This window comes from Terrabacter aeriphilus (assembly GCF_039542985.1).
Classification (GTDB): Bacteria; Actinomycetota; Actinomycetes; order Actinomycetales; family Dermatophilaceae; genus Terrabacter; species Terrabacter aeriphilus.
Genome location: NZ_BAABIW010000018.1, coordinates 265,931 through 282,417, shown reverse-complemented (window position 1 = coordinate 282,417; position 16,487 = coordinate 265,931). Strand labels below are relative to the sequence as shown.

The 16,487-nt window shown below is 71.0% G+C and carries 15 protein-coding genes; 5 read left to right on the top strand and 10 right to left on the bottom strand.

Annotation, left to right across the window (positions count from 1 at the left end; all coding sequences use genetic code 11):
- Window positions 1-4: 4 nt before the first annotated feature.
- The 3 genes from ABD979_RS15200 to ABD979_RS15190 are packed head-to-tail and all read right to left on the bottom strand — an operon-like array spanning window position 5 to window position 4,893.
- Window positions 5-919 (bottom strand): restriction endonuclease, encoded by a 915-nt coding sequence (locus ABD979_RS15200; RefSeq protein ID WP_345508331.1) that lies wholly within the window; start codon window positions 917-919, stop codon window positions 5-7.
- A gap of 12 nt (window positions 920-931) precedes the next feature.
- Entirely contained in the window at window positions 932-2,134 is a 1,203-nt protein-coding gene (locus ABD979_RS15195) for a restriction endonuclease subunit S (RefSeq protein ID WP_345508330.1), read from the bottom strand.
- Window positions 2,131-4,893 carry a type I restriction endonuclease subunit R gene (locus tag ABD979_RS15190; protein WP_345508329.1) on the bottom strand — a complete coding sequence of 921 codons (2,763 nt, stop codon included), beginning with the start codon at window positions 4,891-4,893 and terminating at the stop codon, window positions 2,131-2,133. The genes ABD979_RS15195 and ABD979_RS15190 overlap by 4 nt, the downstream gene beginning before the upstream one ends.
- Window positions 4,894-4,974: 81 nt before the next feature.
- On the opposite strand from ABD979_RS15190, the gene ABD979_RS15185 reads away from it, so the two are divergent.
- Window positions 4,975-5,886, top strand: a complete 912-nt coding sequence (locus tag ABD979_RS15185) for an endonuclease/exonuclease/phosphatase family protein (RefSeq protein ID WP_345508328.1) — start codon at window positions 4,975-4,977, stop codon at window positions 5,884-5,886.
- A gap of 4 nt (window positions 5,887-5,890) precedes the next feature.
- Here ABD979_RS15185 and ABD979_RS15180 read toward each other — a convergent pair whose 3' ends face one another.
- Window positions 5,891-6,859 (bottom strand): alpha/beta hydrolase, encoded by a 969-nt coding sequence (locus ABD979_RS15180; protein ID WP_345508352.1) that lies wholly within the window; start codon window positions 6,857-6,859, stop codon window positions 5,891-5,893.
- A gap of 110 nt (window positions 6,860-6,969) precedes the next feature.
- Between ABD979_RS15180 and ABD979_RS15175 the strand changes: the two genes are divergently transcribed.
- From ABD979_RS15175 to ABD979_RS15160, 4 genes are read left to right on the top strand one after another with little or no spacing between them, the layout of a single operon-like run.
- Window positions 6,970-8,709 (top strand): MFS transporter, encoded by a 1,740-nt coding sequence (locus ABD979_RS15175; RefSeq protein WP_345508327.1) that lies wholly within the window; start codon window positions 6,970-6,972, stop codon window positions 8,707-8,709.
- On the top strand, window positions 8,709-9,953 hold the full coding sequence (gene menE / locus ABD979_RS15170; RefSeq protein ID WP_345508326.1) for an o-succinylbenzoate--CoA ligase: 1,245 nt from the start codon (window positions 8,709-8,711) through the stop codon (window positions 9,951-9,953). The genes ABD979_RS15175 and menE overlap by 1 nt, the downstream gene beginning before the upstream one ends.
- Before the next feature lie 11 nt (window positions 9,954-9,964).
- Window positions 9,965-10,267 (top strand): PLD nuclease N-terminal domain-containing protein, encoded by a 303-nt coding sequence (locus ABD979_RS15165; RefSeq protein WP_345508324.1) that lies wholly within the window; start codon window positions 9,965-9,967, stop codon window positions 10,265-10,267.
- Window positions 10,268-10,286: 19 nt separating this feature from the next.
- Window positions 10,287-11,162: a 1,4-dihydroxy-2-naphthoate polyprenyltransferase gene (locus tag ABD979_RS15160; RefSeq protein WP_345508323.1), complete on the top strand. Its 876-nt coding sequence runs from the start codon at window positions 10,287-10,289 to the stop codon at window positions 11,160-11,162.
- 87 nt (window positions 11,163-11,249) lie between these two features.
- Here the strand turns inward: ABD979_RS15160 and ABD979_RS15155 are convergent, their stop codons facing one another.
- From ABD979_RS15155 to ABD979_RS15130, 6 genes are read right to left on the bottom strand one after another with little or no spacing between them, the layout of a single operon-like run.
- A complete protein-coding gene (locus ABD979_RS15155) occupies window positions 11,250-11,579 on the bottom strand; it encodes a DUF4229 domain-containing protein (RefSeq protein WP_345508322.1) in 330 nt (109 codons plus the stop codon).
- A 12-nt stretch (window positions 11,580-11,591) separates the two neighbouring features.
- Window positions 11,592-12,587, bottom strand: coding sequence for a c-type cytochrome biogenesis protein CcsB (ccsB, locus tag ABD979_RS15150; RefSeq protein WP_345508321.1), 996 nt, complete (start codon window positions 12,585-12,587; stop codon window positions 11,592-11,594).
- Window positions 12,584-14,398: a cytochrome c biogenesis protein ResB gene (resB, locus tag ABD979_RS15145; RefSeq protein ID WP_345508320.1), complete on the bottom strand. Its 1,815-nt coding sequence runs from the start codon at window positions 14,396-14,398 to the stop codon at window positions 12,584-12,586. The genes ccsB and resB overlap by 4 nt, the downstream gene beginning before the upstream one ends.
- The gene (locus tag ABD979_RS15140; RefSeq protein WP_345508319.1) at window positions 14,398-15,141 is read right to left on the bottom strand and encodes a cytochrome c biogenesis CcdA family protein; all 744 of its coding nucleotides are present in this window, start codon (window positions 15,139-15,141) and stop codon (window positions 14,398-14,400) included. Before ABD979_RS15140 ends, resB begins: the two co-directional genes overlap by 1 nt.
- Window positions 15,142-15,146: 5 nt before the next feature.
- Window positions 15,147-15,761 (bottom strand): TlpA family protein disulfide reductase, encoded by a 615-nt coding sequence (locus ABD979_RS15135; protein WP_345508318.1) that lies wholly within the window; start codon window positions 15,759-15,761, stop codon window positions 15,147-15,149.
- Window positions 15,761-16,429 carry a histidine phosphatase family protein gene (locus tag ABD979_RS15130; RefSeq protein WP_345508317.1) on the bottom strand — a complete coding sequence of 223 codons (669 nt, stop codon included), beginning with the start codon at window positions 16,427-16,429 and terminating at the stop codon, window positions 15,761-15,763. Before ABD979_RS15130 ends, ABD979_RS15135 begins: the two co-directional genes overlap by 1 nt.
- Window positions 16,430-16,487: the final 58 nt, after the last annotated feature.

Here is a 16,487-nt window from a genome sequence, read left to right as displayed (position 1 = left end):
TTGCTCAAAGGGTGTCGAAGAAGTCTTCGTCGAGGCGGTACAAGGTGACGGTCTGTTCGACCTGGACGCCGACGCCGTAGGCCACTAGTAACTCGGCGAGCCTTGAGCCGTCGATCAGCTCGATGCGGGCGTTGATCCGTTCGGCTTCCTGTCTGGCGCCACTGGAGAACCGGGAGGTGGTGATGAAGACGCCGCGGTCGCCCTGCTTTCCGAGGAGTGCTCCGGCGAACTCGTGGATACGGGGTCGGTCGATGGTCCGGTCCTCGGCATACCTCTTCGCCTGGACGTAGATCCGGTCAAGGCCGAGGGGGTCTTGGCTGATGATGCCGTCCACCCCGGCGTCACCGGAGGCGCTGGTGCGTTCGACGGAGCCGGCCTTGCCGTACCCCATGCGCTCGAGGAGTCGGATGACCAAGTCCTCGAAGCCGGTCGGTGAGAGCGCCAGAGCGCTCTGGAGCACCTCGCCCTCGACGGCGGCGCGGTTCGTTGAGACGGCCTGCTCGATCAAGTCGCTGGGGGTCGCCTCGGCGACGGGTGGCGTGTCGACCGTCGTCTGCGAGGTGGGCGCCTTTCGAGTGCGCTCCCGGAACTTCAGGTAGGAAGGGTAGGCTTCGAGGGTCTTCATGTCGATGCGGTCAGGGTTGGCACTCAATGCCGCCTGCCCTTCATCGGAGATGACGACTTGACCTCGGCTCGGCTTGGCGACGAGTCCGGCCTGTGTCAGGTACGACAGCGCCCAGCCGACACGGTTGTCGATGGTGCGTTGACGTCCGCTCGGCAGCATGGCCGCACGTTCGGCCTCGGTGAGGTCGAACTGGTCCGCCATCGCATCCTTGATGTCTCTCGAGCGCCGAGTGCGGCCGTCTTCCAGATGCGCCAGCACTGGGCGCATGAGGGTCTGAAAGTCCGGAATGGTCACCACTCGCTCCGCTCAGACACCGGCCAACTCCTCGAGTCTTCCGATATCCGTGTTGGTCCCCGTCAGCTCTCCGGAGAACGCGGCAGCAAACACGGCTCTACGGAGCTGCCGAGTTCGGGCCATTTCGGCCGCCAGCTGGTGCACAAGGCGAGCGCGAGACGCTCGAGCGTCGATGAGCCTGGACGCTACCTTCTCTTGCTCCGCGAGCGACGGAACTGGAAGGCGCAGCCTCTTCAACTTGCCTACGCTCAGAGTGTGCAGTCCGCTGCTTGAGCTCGACACAGCAGTGAGAGTCCTTCGGTTCTCTGGCGAATTCCACACGGCTTCTAGGTACTCCGGCAGCAGCATGTGCTTGGGACGTACGCGGATCAGGTGGTTCTGGTGCACGCAGTCTTCGATTGACCCGTCCCACATCGCAGCGCGGCCGATTTGAGACGGGCTACCGTTTCCCTCAACTACGAGTAGGTCGCCCTTTCGGAGTCTGAGTCGGTCGAGCTCGGCGCCAAAGAGCTCGATCTTGTGAATCTCCTGCAGATCGAGGCCGTTCGCTGTGACATTCGCGACGCGCAGGAAGGGAAACGCGTGCTCCCCGGGAGCCCGACGTTGCTGCTTCTGTATCCCCCCTTGGATGACTGCGATTTCGTCCAAGGGGAGTTCGGTCCCCGAGCGGGCGCGGCTGGCATGGCAAGCAACGTACATCTCTGACCTACGGGTCGCCGCATCTAGATAGCTGGCTGCAGCATCGAGTCGAGAGATGTGGTCTTCGAGGATGTCGACGATTTGCCGTTGGTGCTGCAGGCTAGGCACGGGCACTGGGATGGCTTTCATGGCCGCCTGCGTGAGCTTCAGGCGCGTGGTGCCGTTGGCGAAGCCGCGGTAGTCGAAGTAGTCAAGGTAGTACCGGATGAACTTGCGGTTGAGTAGCGGGCCCGCCCGGAGGACGTGCGCATGGTTGTTGACCCACGCTGGCCCGTCAATGAGATACGCCTTGGGCTTATAGGGGTCCAAGAACGGCGCACCATCCTCTCCGAGCAGCACCAAGGGCTCGTCGAAGATCGGCTCGTCAATTGTCCCTGCCAGGCCGGTTGCTCCGTAGTAGGGGACCGTGCCCGCTCGAAGTGCGCGTTCGCTCGCTTTAACCGGGACGCGCCGGTGGTCCAGAATCTCGACGACGTCTTGCAGACGCTTGACTGGCCATCCGTGGTTGAACCTCACGCAGTGAGCTCCGAATTCAACTCGTCAAGGAGATCGCCCGCGCGGTCACCGAGGTCGCGAAGGGCGCCGTCGATACCGCCCCTGTCGGTGAACGGTGCTTGGTCGAGGTCGTCGGCGGTGATGCCGGCGGAGGATGCGATCACTTCGACCATGCGGTCGAGCCACCACCTTTCGAGGGGACTGAAGGTCGTTCCGGCCTGTTCCTGTTGAGCGAGCCACGCGGCGTACCGTCCCCGGACTTGGTCGGCGTATGGGACGAGCTCGTGGTCGACCCCGACCGTATAGCGCAGCAGGGACACGAGATCCGTCAGGGTGTGGTGGTCACTGTGCCGCACCCGGTCGACGTCGACGGCGGCGTACGCGTCCCAGATGAGGTCGGTGGTCCAGTTGTGCGGCGGTCGGGAGATCCGGTCGGCGAGCTCCTGGATGTCGGCGAAGGCGATGCGTCGTTCCTTGGCCTCGGTGGCGAGCTGAATAGCGGTGATCTCGTCGCGGTGCTCCGTCAGGTAGGCAGTCCAGGACTCGACGATGGACTTCGCTCTGGTGGTGTCGACCACGCCGTAGGCGTCGATGAGGGTGTCCTGGTTGACCTCGTCGATGATCCGGTCGTGGGTGGCGCGGAGCTCGAGGATGCGGGCCCTCAGCTCGGGGTTGGCCGCGAGCGGCTCGATCGCCTCGTCGAGGAGGTCCTGGATCACAGCGGCTGGGTCGGTCGCGTCCTGGACAGCGTGGGCTTGGGTGTCGGGGTCGACGGCGTCGACGAGGCCTCGGACGATGTCGCGCACAGGCGTGCCGGCGACATCGTCGAGTTCGGTGCGCTCCTCCGGGGTGAGCTCGAGTTCGAGTTTCGCGAGACGGGACGCGAGGGTGGCCGTCTCGTCCTCACTGAGGGACAGTGCGGCGGCCTTGTCGAGGAGCTTCTTCAGCGGAACACCCTTGTCCCGGTTGAGCGGCGGCTCGACGAAGTCGTGCTCGGTGACCCCGACGGCGTCGACGATGACGAATCGCGTCTTGGCCGTCGCGTCAGGCGTGACGGACTGGAAGTCGGCGGGGGCGATGGTGCGGGCGCCGCGGCCCTTCATCTGCTCGAAGTACTGGGCGGAGCGGACGTCGCGCATGAAGAAGACGCACTCGAGGGGTTTGACGTCGGTCCCGGTCGCGATCATGTCGACGGTGACCGCGATCCGCAGTGACGGTGACGTGCGGAACGCCTGGAGTTGGCCCTTGGGGTCGCGGGCGGCGTAGGTGATTTTGGCGGCGAAGTGGTTGCCCTTGCCGAAGACTTCTCGGACGGTGGTGACGATCTCCTCGGCGTGGGCGTCGTCTTTGGCGAAGATCAGCGTCTTCGGGACGGTGGATCGGCCGGGGAAGATCTCAGTGAACAGCCGGTCGCGGAACGTCTCGAGGACGAGCCGGATCTGGGACTTGGCGGTGACGGCCCGGTCGAGCTGCTTGTGGGTGTACTCGTAGTCCTCCTCGAGTTGCTCGAGGCGCTCCTTGCGGGTGCGGCGGTCGACCTTGGGCACGAAGAGGCCAGCGTCGATCTTGCCGCCCTTCTCGGAGATCTCCGTGCGGATCCGGTACAGGTCGAAGTCGACGTTGACCCGGTCGGCGACCGACTGGGGGTAGGTGTATTCGGAGACGAGGTTCTGGCGGAAGAACGCGAAGGTCTGCTTGCCGGGAGTAGCGGTGAGGCCGACGACGTGGGCGTCGAAGTACTCCAGGACGCCACGCCAGACCCCGTAGATGGAGCGGTGGGCCTCGTCGACGATGACCAGATCGAACGTCTCCGGCGGCATGGCCGGGTTGTAGGCGACGTTGACCGGTGCGTCGGGGACGTAGTCGTCAAGACCCGGGTCATCGCCGCTGGTGACCTCTTCGTTCTTGAGGGCCTTGAAGACGCGCTGGATGGTCGAGACGACGACGCTGGAGGAGCCGAGCATGCCGGCGGAGGACAGCTTGTCGACGCCGTAGATCTCCGTGAAGCGGCGGCCGTCGCCGGGAGTGCGGTAGTTCTGGAACTCCGCGAGGGTCTGCTCGGCGAGGTTGTTCCGGTCGACGAGGAACAGGATCCGTTGGAAGCCGCCATAGCGCAGGAGCCGGTAGGCCGTGGTCACGGCGGTGAAGGTCTTGCCGGCGCCAGTGGCCATCTGTACCAGAGACCGGTCGAACTGTTGGCTGGCGAGGCTGTGCTCGATGCCGGTGATGGCGGTGATCTGGGCAGGGCGCAGCGCGCCCGTGTCTAGTTCGGGGAGGTGCCGGACCTTGGCGCGCCACGTCGGTTGGTCCGGGTTGGCGTCTGCGTCACGCAGGATCTTGGCGAGCGTGCTCGGCTTGGGGAAGCTGAAGAGCCGGCGGGCCCTCGCCTCAGGATCGTAGCCATTGGTGAAGTGGGTCTCGGTGCCGCTGGCCTCGAAGACGAACGGGAGACGGCCGGCGACGGTGAGCGCGCGGAGGCGCACGTCGACCGGGAGGCCTTCCGCGTACATGCCTGACTGCCACTCGACGCCGGATAGGGCTGTACCTTCCGGCTTGGCCTCAATGATGCCCACGGCCTTCTTGTCCACGTATAGGACGTAGTCGGCCCTGCCGTGGCCGGACTTCATCACCACCTCGCGGCAGGCGACGCCCTCGGCAGCAAACAGGTTGAGGTCCTTGTTGTCCTGTACGGACCACCCGGCGTCTACCAGCTGACGGTCGATGACCACCCGTGCGCGCTGCTCCGCCGCGAGCCTCGCCTGGCCGTCGAGTTCCCCCATGGGCGTCACCATAGCCAGCGGACCGCGACTGGAACGGTCATATTGTCCGGTCATGGCCAACAAGAATGGGATCGTCCACCCATGACGCGGCAACGCCTGCCAGACGCATGCCAAGATCCAACCCAATCCACGGGCGTGGTGAGGCTGGGCACCTGGAACCTCGACACCGCCCAGCCGGACATGCACCGCCCCCTGCAGGCAAATTGGCTCCGGCAGCACGCGGACGTCTGGATGCTCACCGAGGTCCATGAGGTCGCCCTCGAGGGCCTTGGCAGCCATGTCGTGAGCGACGCGATCGAGGGCATGGCGAGGCGGTACTGGTCAGGGATCGCATCGCTCTGGCCCCTCCACCCTGTGGTGAGCGGACACCCGACGTTGGTGCTGGCCCGGGTACGTCTGCCGGGGCTGGGACGGGTGCTTGTGGCCTCGTCGGTGCTGCCTTGGCGCGCGGCCGGCAAGTACTGGCCGTCGGGGGACGGCGACGACCTTCAGGGTCGGTACGCATCCGTGCTGTCTCGGCATCAGGCAGCGATCCTCGAAGCGAGGGAAGACGACCTCGTCGTGTGGGGCGGCGATTTCAATCAGACGCTCTCCGGCACAGAGCACGTCGGCAGCAGTTCCGGGCGGCGGACCCTTGGTGCGGCCTTCCAGAGCCTCGACCTGCGTGTCCTAACCGAGGACGCCCCAAGCACCGCGAGAAACGCCCACCCCATCGACCACGTCGCTGTGCCGCACCACGTCGGCCCTGTGTCGGCGAGGTGCATACTTCCCACCGCGCGCGACCGTGCGCTTTCTGACCATCCGGCGTATCTCGCAGAGGTCGGTCCACGAGCCACTGGATGCCATCATCAGTCCGCAGAAAGTCCGCAAGATGTCCAGCCGGGACCAACTCTGGTCAACACTCCCCAACGCATCTCCGCAGGTCAGCCAACGTTTACCAACGACTGCCGTCATCTGAACGCCGCGCAGGCGGACTTCCCCTGGTACTTCTGAGCCGTCACATGCCCTCGACGAGCGCCACGGTCGCGGCGACGACCTGACGCTGCGCCGCCGACCGGTCACCGGTCGGCGTGCCGTCGCCGGGCTGGTCGCCGTAGTCGCCGAAGGTCGCGTGCGACGCCCCCTGCACGACGGTGTATGCCGTGTCGCCCGGCAGCAGGGCCCGGCTCGCCGCGACGTCGGCGGGGGTCGTCAGGCCGTCGCGGCCGCCGCTGACCGACGCCACGGCGAGGTCGGTGCGGTCGGCCAGCGACGAGAGCGGATAGGACGCCCAGAGCACGAGCCCCCTGACCGCGCCGGGGTTGTCGGCCGCGAAGGTGGCCGCGGCGACGCCGCCGAGGCTGTGGCCGCCGACCGCCCAGGCCGTGACCTCGGGGTGGTTGTCGAGGAAGGCGTGCGGGGCCGACCCGGCCAGGAAGCCGATGCCGAACGGCTGCTTGACGACGACGACGAGCACGCCGGCCCGGCTCACCTCCGACAGCAGCGGCACGTAGGCGCGGGGGTCGACGCGAGCGCCCGGCTGGAAGACGAGCCCTCGCGTCGGGGTGCCGGTGGCCGGCTCGATGAGGATGTGGGCCGGCGCGTCGGTGACCCGCACGGCCGTGCTGCCCGACATGGCCGCGACCGCCTGCGGCGTGGCCGCCAGCGGCCGCAACCAGACCAGCACGGCGAGGAGGGCCACCGACAGCATGACGAGCAGCACCCGGAAGACCGGGCGCGGCACGGCGCGCCGGCGCGGCGGTCGCACGTAGCCCTCGGAGCGGTCGCGCACGAGGAAGACGACCCCGACGAGCCCGAGCACGGCGAGCGTGATGACGTGGGCCGGGTGCCCCGCGAGGAGCGCCCCGCGGTCGAGCAGGAAGAAGCCGAGCGGGACGAGCATCCAGACGAGACCGAGCACGCGGAGGAAGCGCACGGGCGGGCGAGCGGTGCCGGACCCCGCCCCGGGCGCTCCGTCGTCCGGCATGGTCGTCACGCTCCCGAGCGTATCGGGCGCGGTGGGTGCCCGGCCGTTCGTGACCGCCCCATCCACCGACCGCACACGCGCCCGTCACCGGGACAGGGCAGGATGAAGGCGTGCAGCGAAGCGATCCCGAGCGGTGGGCTCCGGGTGCCACCGCGGACGGACCCGGTGGCGCCGCCCCTGGTGCCGCGCCCACACCCGCCGGACCTGCACCCGCCGGCCCCGCACCCGCCGGACCTGCACCCGTCGGCCCCGCACCCGCCGGCCCCGCACCCACGGGCACCGAGCCCTCCGAGGCGCCGCCCTCGCCCGTGCCGGAGGGGGGCCGCCCCGCCGACTACCGCCAGCCTCCGCGCACCACGGCGCTGCACGCGACGCGCGCCGTGGGTCGTGGCATCGGCCGCGCCGCGACCGGCACCGCGCGTGCGACGGCCCGCAGCGGGCGGTTCGCGGCCCGCCGGGCCCACGCCTACACCCACTCCGGCGGGGCCGGCGAGTCCGGCCTGGCCCGCCTGACCGAGCTGCACGCGAGCCACACCACGGGCGACACGATGATGACGCTCGCCCTCGCCGGCACGCTCTTCCTCAACCCGCAGACTGCGCAGGCCCGCAGCCAGGTCGCGACCTTCCTGCTGCTGACGATGATCCCGTTCGTGCTCGTCGCGCCGCTCATCGGGCCCCTGCTCGACCGGTTCTCGCACGGCCGGCGCTGGGCCATCGGCACGACCCTCGCCGCGCGCGCCTTCCTCTGCTGGGTGCTCGGCGAGGCCATCAACCACGACAGCGGCTGGCTCTTCCCCGCCGCCCTCGGCTGCCTCGTCGCGTCGCGCGCCTACACGATCACCCGGGCCGCCGCGGTGCCGCGGCTGCTGCCGCCGGGCACGACGCTCGTGCGGGCCAACTCGCGGGTCTCGATGGCGGGCGTCGTCGGCGCCGTGATCGGCGGCGCCCTCGGGGCGCTCGCCATGCTCGCCGGCCCGTCGTGGGCCCTGCGTGTCGCCTTCGTCGTCTTCGTCATCGGTACGGTCCAGGCCATCCGCCTGCCCCAGCGCGTCGACTCGACGGTCGGCGAGGTCGCGATCGAGGACACCGCACCGATCCGCGTGGCCGCCCTCCGCGCCGACGCCGGCCACGCCGGCCGGCCGACCTCGCTGCGGGGCACCCAGCGCGGCTGGAGCGCGGGCCCCGCCGGACGGCATACGTCCTCGGCGGGCGAGGCGCTCACGGTCGACGCCTCGGGCCCCCTCGGCCGCTTCCGCCGGCGCAAGCAGGCGATCCCGTGGCCCGTGATGCACTCGATGTGGTCGACGGGCGGCACGCGCGTGCTGACCGGCTTCGTCATCACCTTCATGGCCTTCCTCGCGCGTGACCACCCCATCGACGGCATCCGGGGCGAGATCGTGCTCGGGCTCGTGGCCGTCGCCATGGGCATCGGCAACGCGCTCGGCAGCGTCGCGGGCAACGTCGTGCGCGACCAGCGCCCGGAACGCGTCGCCATGGTCTCGGTGCTCGCCGCGACGGTCTGCTGCGTGGCCGCCGGCGTCTGGTACGGCGTGTGGACCCTCGTCGCCCTCGGCCTCGTGCTCGGCGGGTCGGCGCAGCTGTCGAAGCTGTGCTTCGACGCGCTCGTGCAGCGCGAGGTGCCCGAGAACGTGCGCACGTCGGTCTTCGCGTGGTCCGAGACGATGCTCCAGGTGCTCTGGGTCGTCGGCGGGGCCATGGGCATCGTGCTGCCGCTCAACCCGCACGTCGGCTTCCTCGTCTGCGCGGCCGCGCTCGTGTGGACCGTCGCCGTGGCCGCCCGCCAGCGGCGCCGCGGCGAGCGACGCCCGCCCCGCGCGAGGACCGCCTGATGACGCCCCCGGCGCGCCCGCTGCGGCCGCTCGCGGTCCCGGCCGGCCCCGACGTCCTCCGCGTGCTGCCCGACCTCGAGGCCGCGCTCACCGGCCGCTCCCCCGTGCTCCCGTATGCCGAGGGCTCCCCCGTGCCCGCCGTCCCCCCCGCGCCCACGTCCTCCGCCGGGGCCACGGTCGACGACGAGGACGACCACCCCGACGACCACCCCGAGGACCTCCCCGTCGACCTCGCCGTCGCGATCGGCACCTCCGGCTCGACCGGCCGGCCGAAGCGGGCGCTGCTCACGGCCCCGGCCCTGGAGCGGTCCGCCTGGGCCACGCACCAGCTGCTCGGCGGCAGCGGCGCCTGGCTGCTCGCGATGCCCGCCCACCACGTCGCCGGCCTGCAGGTGCTGCTGCGCTCGCTGGCGGCGGGGGTGACACCGACGGTGCTCGACCTGCGCGGCGGCTTCACGGCCGAGGCCTTCGCGGAGGGGGCCCGTGCCACACGCCCGTCCGGCGCGGCGGCCAGGCGTTACACGGCCCTCGTGCCCACCCAGCTCGCACGGCTCGTCGACGACCCTGCGGGCCTCGAGGCCCTGCTCGGCTTCGACGGCGTCCTCGTCGGCGGCGCGGCCACGCCGGCGGTCCTCGTCGAGCGGGCGCGGCGGCTCGGCGTCGCCCTCAGCCTCACCTACGGCATGAGCGAGACGGCGGGCGGCTGCGTCTACGACGGCAGCCCGCTGCCCGTCAGCCGGGTGCACGTCGACAACGACCGCCACGTCGTGCTCGGCGGCGACACGGTCGCGCACGGCTACCTCGGTGAGCCGGAGCTGACCCGCGACGCGTTCTCCGTCGACCCCGACGGCGTGCGCTGGTTCCGCACCGACGACCTCGGTCACTTCGACGACGACGGCCTGCTCGTGCTCGACGGACGCGCCGACGACGTCATCAACACCGGTGGCCTCAAGATCAACCCGGGCGTCGTCGAGGACGCGATGACCCGCCACCTCGACGTCGTGCTCGACGTCGTCGTGCTCGGCGTGCCCGACCCCGAGTGGGGCGAGGCGGTGTCCGCCGCGGTCACGCTCACCGACCCGACCACCTCGCTGACGACTCAGCAGGTGCGCGAGCGCCTCCGCGGCATCCTGCCCGACGCCGCGCTGCCGCGGCGCGTCGTCGTGCTCCCCGCCATTCCCCAGCGCGGCCCCGGCAAGCCCGATCGGGCGGCGATCCGACGCAGCGTGCGGGACCCCGACTGAGCGGTGGCAAGATGGGGGTTCCACCCGTCGCTCGTCAGGAGGCCACCGTGCTGCGCGTCGTGCTCGTCGCCCTCGTGGTCTTCGCCACGATCTACGCCTTCGTCGACTGCGTGCAGACCGACCGGCGGCTCGTGCGGATCATGCCGAAGTCGGTGTGGCTCCTCGCGGTGCTCGTGCCCGTGCTCGGGCCCGTCTTCTGGCTCGTCGCCGGGCGCACCGATGCGCGCGGCGGCCAGGCGCCGCCCCGCGCGGGTGGACGTCCGTCCGGGCCCGTCGGCCCCGACGACGACCCCGACTTCCTCCGCAAGCTGTAGAAGGACCCCGCAGACCTCCATGGCCACCCTGTCCCAGTGGATCGAGGGCGCTCGCCCCCGCACGCTCCCCGCCGCCGTCTCGCCCATCGTCCTCGGCACGGGCGCCGCCTACCAGACCGGCGACGTCGTCTGGGCGTATGCCGTCCTCGCCCTCGTCGTCGCCCTGGCCCTGCAGGTGGGCGTCAACTACGCGAACGACTACTCGGACGGGGTCCGCGGCACCGACGAGGTGCGCGTGGGCCCGGTGCGCCTCGTCGGCCAGCGCCTCGCCGACCCGCGCTCGGTCAAGATCGCGGCCTTCGCGTGCTTCTTCTTCGCCGCCCTCGTCGGGCTCGCGCTCGTGGCGCTCTCGGGCCTCTGGGTGATGATCCCGATCGGCGCGGCCTCGATCGTCGCGGCGTGGTTCTACACGGGCGGGTCGCGGCCCTACGGCTACCTCGGGCTCGGCGAGGTCTTCGTCTTCGTCTTCTTCGGGCTCGTGGCGACGCTCGGCACCATGGCGACCATGACCGCACTGACGCCGGCCGGGTGGTGGGCTGCGATCGGGGTCGGGGCCCTCGCCTCGGCGATCCTCGTCGCGAACAACCTGCGCGACATCCCCACCGACCGTGAGCACGGCAAGCTCACGCTCGCGGTCCGGATGGGCGAGGGCGGCACGCGCGTCTTCTACGTCGCGCTGCTCGCCGTCGCCTTCGTCATGACCGGTCTGGCGGCGTTCACCTCGCCGTGGGCGCTGCTCGCCCTGCTCGCCGCGCCGCTCGTCGTGCGCCCCGTGCAGGCCGTCGTCGGGCGGGCCACGGGCCGCGGACTGATCCCCGCACTCGCCGGCACGGGACGGTTCCAGCTCGTCTGGTCGGTGCTGCTCGCGGTCGGCCTGGCCCTCGGCCGCGCCTGACGCTCCGCCTCCGGGAGCGGCCGCTCGACCCTGACGCGGGCGGCGACCGGGTCGGCGATTCGGGAGTCCGACGCGGGTCAGGGGTCGTCAGCGGTCGGAGCCGCGGGGGCCCTCGACGGCCTGGCCGGCGGGGCCGGCCGGCTCGCCGGGCAGGGGGCGCTCGTCCTCGGCGTCCTCGGCCGCCTCGTCGCTCGCCGGGTCCACCTGGCCCTTCGACTCGACCTTGGCCTCGTGCCGCTCGACGAGGCGAGCGGTGATCTCGTCGCGCATGCCGCGCAGCAGGATGTAGGACGCCGCGGCGGACGCGATCGCCGAGGCCCCCAGCAGGAGCACCGGGTTGTCGCGGATCCCGATCAGCCAGAAGAGGAAGACGAAGCCGAAGAAGATGAGGATGCGCAGCAGCGAGTAGCGGACCATCTCAGACCGCCCTCACATGCCCGAGTAGTTGTGCATGCCGACGAACGTCGACACGAGGTTCACGAGCGTGAAGTTGATGATCACCGAGACGTAGCCGGCGAGGGCGATGTACATCGACTTGCGGTGGTCGACGCCGGCCGTCGCGCGGCTGTGCATGTAGGCGGCGTAGACGGTCCAGATGACGAAGGTCCAGACCTCCTTGGGGTCCCACTGCCAGTAGGCGCCCCACGCCTGCTTGGCCCAGATGGCCCCGGCGATGAGGGTGAAGGTCCAGAGGATGAAGCCGACCATGTTCAGGCTGTAGGCGGTCCGCTCCAGCGACGACGAGCTCGGCAGCGACTCGATGAAGCTCGGCCTCGCCGGCGGCTTCTCCTCGCGGCGCAGGCGCACGAGGTAGAGCAGCCCGACGGCGGCGGCGATCGTGAAGAAGGCGACGGCGATGAAGGCCACGGAGACGTGGATGCCGAGCCAGTAGGACTTGAGGGCCGGCATGAGCTCACCGGCCTCGGTGTAGAGCACCGAGAGCGCGAGGCCGAGCACGAGCAGGATCGGGGTGACGATGAAGACACCGAGCCACTGCCATTTGTTGCGCTTCGCGAGGAGACTGTAGGCGGCCCCGACCGCGGCGGCCGCGGCCGTCGCGAACTCGAACATGTTGCCCCACGGCGGACGGCCCACGGCCAGTCCCCGCATGAGCACCGACGCGACGAGCAGGGCCGACGCGAGGTAGGTCAGCATCAGCGCGATGCTGCCGCGCTGACGGCTCTTCAGGCTCTCCTCGAACCCGGGGCCGGCGGCGTAGGGGGTCGTGGGGCGGCGCTCGGCGGTGGGGGCGCCGGAGCCGACGAGCACCTGCTCGCGCTCGTCGGCGGTGACGCCCGCGGCGACCTTGGAGTCGGCGACCTTGGGGGCTCGCGCGGCCAGGTGCCAGGTGAAGGCCAGCATGGCGAGCGTGTAGACGATCATCGACGCGTAGAGCGCGGCGTTGGCGTTGGCGGCGAGGTTCACGAGCGGTCGGTCCTTTGCGCGGGGCGGTCGTTCACGCCGGCGGTGATCGCGGAGACGATCGCGGCGAGTCCGGGGTCGGAGTCCTTGGAGAGGCCACCGATGGTGACCACGGTAGCCGGTCGTCCGGCGGGGCCGGCACCGCTGTCGAGGGTGCTGCCGGGCTCGCCGCCCGGGGTGCCGTCCGGGGTGCCACCGGGGCCGGTCGGCGTGCCGGCGGGGCGCACGCGGACGAAGACGCGGCGGCGCTTGATCGTCAGCCCGAGGATGAGCCCGAGGGTGGCGAGGATCGCGCTGACGAGGCTGATCGGCGCCCCGGGGTCGGTGCGCACCGAGAGGCCCGCGAAGCGCTTGACGCCGTCGAAGGTGATGCTACCGCGGTCGCCGGGCAGCGCCCTGGTCTCCCCCGGCTTGAGGCGGAAGAGCGCGGGCGACCCGTCGTCCTTGGTCACCTGCTTCATCTGGTCGGTGTTGAGCGTGTAGACCGACTGCGGCGCGCCGCCCGGGAAGAGGTTGCCCTCCCACACCGAGAGCGCGAGCTCGGGGTTCCTGACGTCCGGGAAGATCGAGGCCGGCCCGTTGACGAAGGTCGGCTCCGCCGTCGGCAGGAAGAAGCCGGTGAAGCCGAGCTGTTTCGGCGCGGCCGAGGGCACCTTGACGACGCCGACCGAGCGGTAGTTGCCGTCCTGCGGCAGGAACGGCGTCGCCTCGCGGTAGAGCACGGCCCCCTTCGCGTCACGCACCGTGATGACCGGCGTGTAGCCGTTGCCGAGGAGGAAGATGTCCGCGCCGTCGACCGAGATCGGGTGGTTGACCGAGACGTTCTCGCTGCTCTTCGGGGCGCCGGGCGAGCTCTGCAGCGTCGTCTGGGCGTCGAAGAGGCGCGGGGTGCCGAAGGAGCGGCCCGGCGTCTCGTTGAACTCGACGTGCAGCTTGTCGAGCGAGAGCACGAAGGGCGGGAGGCTCTCGGTGTCGACCCACGGGCCCGGCGAGATGGTGTTGTACGTGCCCGCCGACGAGGCGAAGCGGTCACCCTCGGCGAGGATGATGTCGCCGCGCCAGCCGAAGAGGTGCCCGACGGCCATGCCGACGATGACGCCTGTCAGCGCGAGGTGGAAGAGCAGGTTGCCGGTCTCGCGGAGGTAGCCCGACTCGGCGGAGATGCTCGTGCCGTCGTGCGAGTGCAGCCGGAAGCGCTTGCGCCGCAGGGCTGCCCGAGCGGCGTCGAGGGCTTCCTCGGGTGACAGCGTGGTCGTCACCTCGGCGTGCTCGGCGAGCCGCTCGAGCCGCGCGGGTGCGCGCGGCGGGCGGGAGCGCAGCGCGCCGAGGTGCACCTTGGTGCGCGGCACGATGCAGCCGACGAGCGAGACGAAGAGGAGCAGGTAGACGGCCGAGAACCACGGCGAGGCGTAGACGTCGAAGAAGCCGAGGCGGTCGAGCCACGGTGAGGTCGTCGGGTTCTGCGCGATGTAGTCGGCGACCCTGCCGGCGTCGATGTTGCGCTGCGGGAAGATCGAGCCCGGCACCGCGGCGATGGAGAGCAGCAGGAGCAGGAAGAGCGCCGTGCGCATGCTCGTCAGCTGGCGCCAGCCCCAGCGGAGCAGCCCGACCGGGCCGAGCTGCGGGAGCGCGGGCTCCGGGCGACCGCCGCGGCCGCGGCGTCCCGCCCCCCGGCCGGACCCGCCCGAGCCGGCAGCGGTGTTGCCGGCGCCGTTGTCGGCGGTGTCGACGTCGTCGGCGCCGAAGGCGTCGGGGCGGCCCTCGGTGGTCGGCGAGGTGGCCGTCGGGGTGGTCGGCGTCGTCTCGGTCGACATCAGATCGCCACCCGGAAGCCGTTGACGAGGCGCACCTGGATCCACACGACGACGTCCTCCCACACCCCGGTCACCATGAGCAGGCCGACCGCGACGAGCAGCAGGCCGCCGACCGACTGGATCGCGCGGCGGTGCCGGCGCAGCCAGTCGCTGGCCTGGCCGGCCCGCTCCCAGAGTGCCGCCATGAGCACGAAGGGCAGACCCAGGCCGAGGGAGTAGACCGCAGCGAGCGCGAGCCCGCGGCCGATCGAGCCCGACTCGGCCGAGATCGGCGCCGCCATGGCCTGGATCGCGCCGAGCGTCGGGCCCATGCACGGCGACCACCCGATGGCGAAGACGGCGCCGAGCAACGGCGCCCCGGCGAGACCCGCGCGCGGGCGCCAGGCGACCGGGACGGCATACGACCGCCCGAGACCCAGGAAGAGCAGGCCCATGACGAGCACGACGGCCCCGCCGATGCGCTGGAGCAGGCGCTGGTGCTCCTGGAAGGCGAGGCCGACGGCCGAGACCGCGGCGGCCGCGACGAGGAAGACGACGGTGAAGCCGAGCACGAAGAGCAGCGCCCCGACGACGAGGCGCCCGCGCGAGCGCTTCTCGAGCGAGACGTCGGAGAGGCCGGTGACGTAGCCGAGGAAGCCCGGCACGAGGGGCAGCACGCACGGCGAGGCGAACGACACGAAGCCGGCGGCGAGGGCGACGACGGCCGCGACGAGGAGCGACCCGCTGGCGAGCTCGGCACCCACGGCGCTCAGGCCTTGCCGGTGAGGACGTCGTCGATGAGCCCGAGCAGCGTCGAGGTCGTGACCGGTCCCGACACGCGCGCCGCGATGCGGTGCTGGGCGTCGAGCACGAGCGTCGTGGGCGTGGCCGACGCCTTGCCCTGGAGGGAGAGCAGCGGCACGCCACCGTCGTAGGCGAGCGAGGGGAAGGTCACCTTGTTGGCCTTGAGGAAGGCGAGCCCGGTCTCGGGCCCCTCGAGCTTGTCGAGCCCGATGAACTCGACCTTCTTGCCCTTGGCCTGCACGGTCTCCCACGCCTTCTGCAGCGCGGGCGTCTCCTCGATGCACGGCGGGCACCACGAGCCCCAGACGTTGAGCACGAGCACGGTGCCGGTGCGGCCCGAGGTGCTCCACGGCTCACCCTCGAGCGTGGTGCCCTCGAGCGTGATCGGCTCGCCACGGCTCGCGACGGGCAACGCCTCGATGGAGCCGTCACCCGCGACGTAGCCCTTGCGGTCGCCCGAACGAGCCTGGTCCGCAACGGAGTTGGGGTCGGACGAGCAGGCGGCGGTGACGGTGACGAGCGCTCCGGCGCCCAGCATCGCTCCCCACCGCAGCGCGGTGCGTCGGTCGACGTGCGTCATCAGGCGCCCACGCTCCTGCTCGCCCGCGCGAGCAGCGACACGGCCGGCTCGGAGTAGGCGACGGACGCGAGGTCGTCGCCCTCGAAGGTGAGCGACGTCAGGGAGGCGAGCGTGCACTCGCGGCGGCGCGGGTCGTGCCAGAGGCGGTGGCCGACGAGCTTGTTGCGCACCGTCCAGACCGGCAGCTGGTGGCTGACCACGACCGCCTCGTGGCCGCGTGCGGCCGTGCGCGCGTCGGCGATGGCCGCGAGCATGCGCGTCGCGATCTCCTCGTACGGCTCCCCCCACGACGGCGTCCGCACGTCGCGGAAGAGGTGCCAGTTGCGCGGGTGCAGCAGGTCGCGGGCCCCGACCGCGCTCCCCTCGAAGCGGTTGGCGGACTCGATGACGCGCTCGTCGGTGACGATCTGCACGTCGTGCCCTGCGGCGATGGGCGCGGCCGTCTCCTGGGCCCGCTCGAGCGGCGAGGCGACGACGTGCGTGATGTCGTTCGCCGCGAGGTGGTGGGCCACGAGATCGGCCATCTCGCGACCCAGCTCGGAGAGGTGGAAGCCGTCGAGCCGGCCGTAGAGCACGCCCGTCGGGTTGTGCACCTCGCCGTGGCGCATGAGGTGCACGACGGTGTGGTCGCGTGCGCCCGGCCCCGCCCCGCTCGTGCTCTCACCCATGGTCGACAGTCTCTCAAACCTCGTGCTCAGGACCGAATCCGCGTCCGACCCTGTATGC

Excerpts from the sequence above, each read along its gene's own strand:
- ABD979_RS15130 (WP_345508317.1), bottom strand. The coding sequence starts at position 16,429 with ATGGGTGAGAGCACGAGCGGGGCGGGGCCGGGCGCACGCGACCACACC.
- ABD979_RS15160 (WP_345508323.1), top strand. The coding sequence starts at position 10,287 with ATGGCCACCCTGTCCCAGTGGATCGAGGGCGCTCGCCCCCGCACGCTC.
- resB (WP_345508320.1), bottom strand. The coding sequence starts at position 14,398 with ATGTCGACCGAGACGACGCCGACCACCCCGACGGCCACCTCGCCGACC.
- ABD979_RS15135 (WP_345508318.1), bottom strand. The coding sequence starts at position 15,761 with ATGACGCACGTCGACCGACGCACCGCGCTGCGGTGGGGAGCGATGCTG.
- menE (WP_345508326.1), top strand. The coding sequence starts at position 8,709 with ATGACGCCCCCGGCGCGCCCGCTGCGGCCGCTCGCGGTCCCGGCCGGC.
- ABD979_RS15190 (WP_345508329.1), bottom strand. The coding sequence starts at position 4,893 with ATGGGGGAACTCGACGGCCAGGCGAGGCTCGCGGCGGAGCAGCGCGCA.
- ABD979_RS15180 (WP_345508352.1), bottom strand. The coding sequence starts at position 6,859 with ATGCCGGACGACGGAGCGCCCGGGGCGGGGTCCGGCACCGCTCGCCCG.
- ABD979_RS15165 (WP_345508324.1), top strand. The coding sequence starts at position 9,965 with ATGGGGGTTCCACCCGTCGCTCGTCAGGAGGCCACCGTGCTGCGCGTC.
- ABD979_RS15185 (WP_345508328.1), top strand. The coding sequence starts at position 4,975 with ATGACGCGGCAACGCCTGCCAGACGCATGCCAAGATCCAACCCAATCC.
- ABD979_RS15155 (WP_345508322.1), bottom strand. The coding sequence starts at position 11,579 with ATGGTCCGCTACTCGCTGCTGCGCATCCTCATCTTCTTCGGCTTCGTC.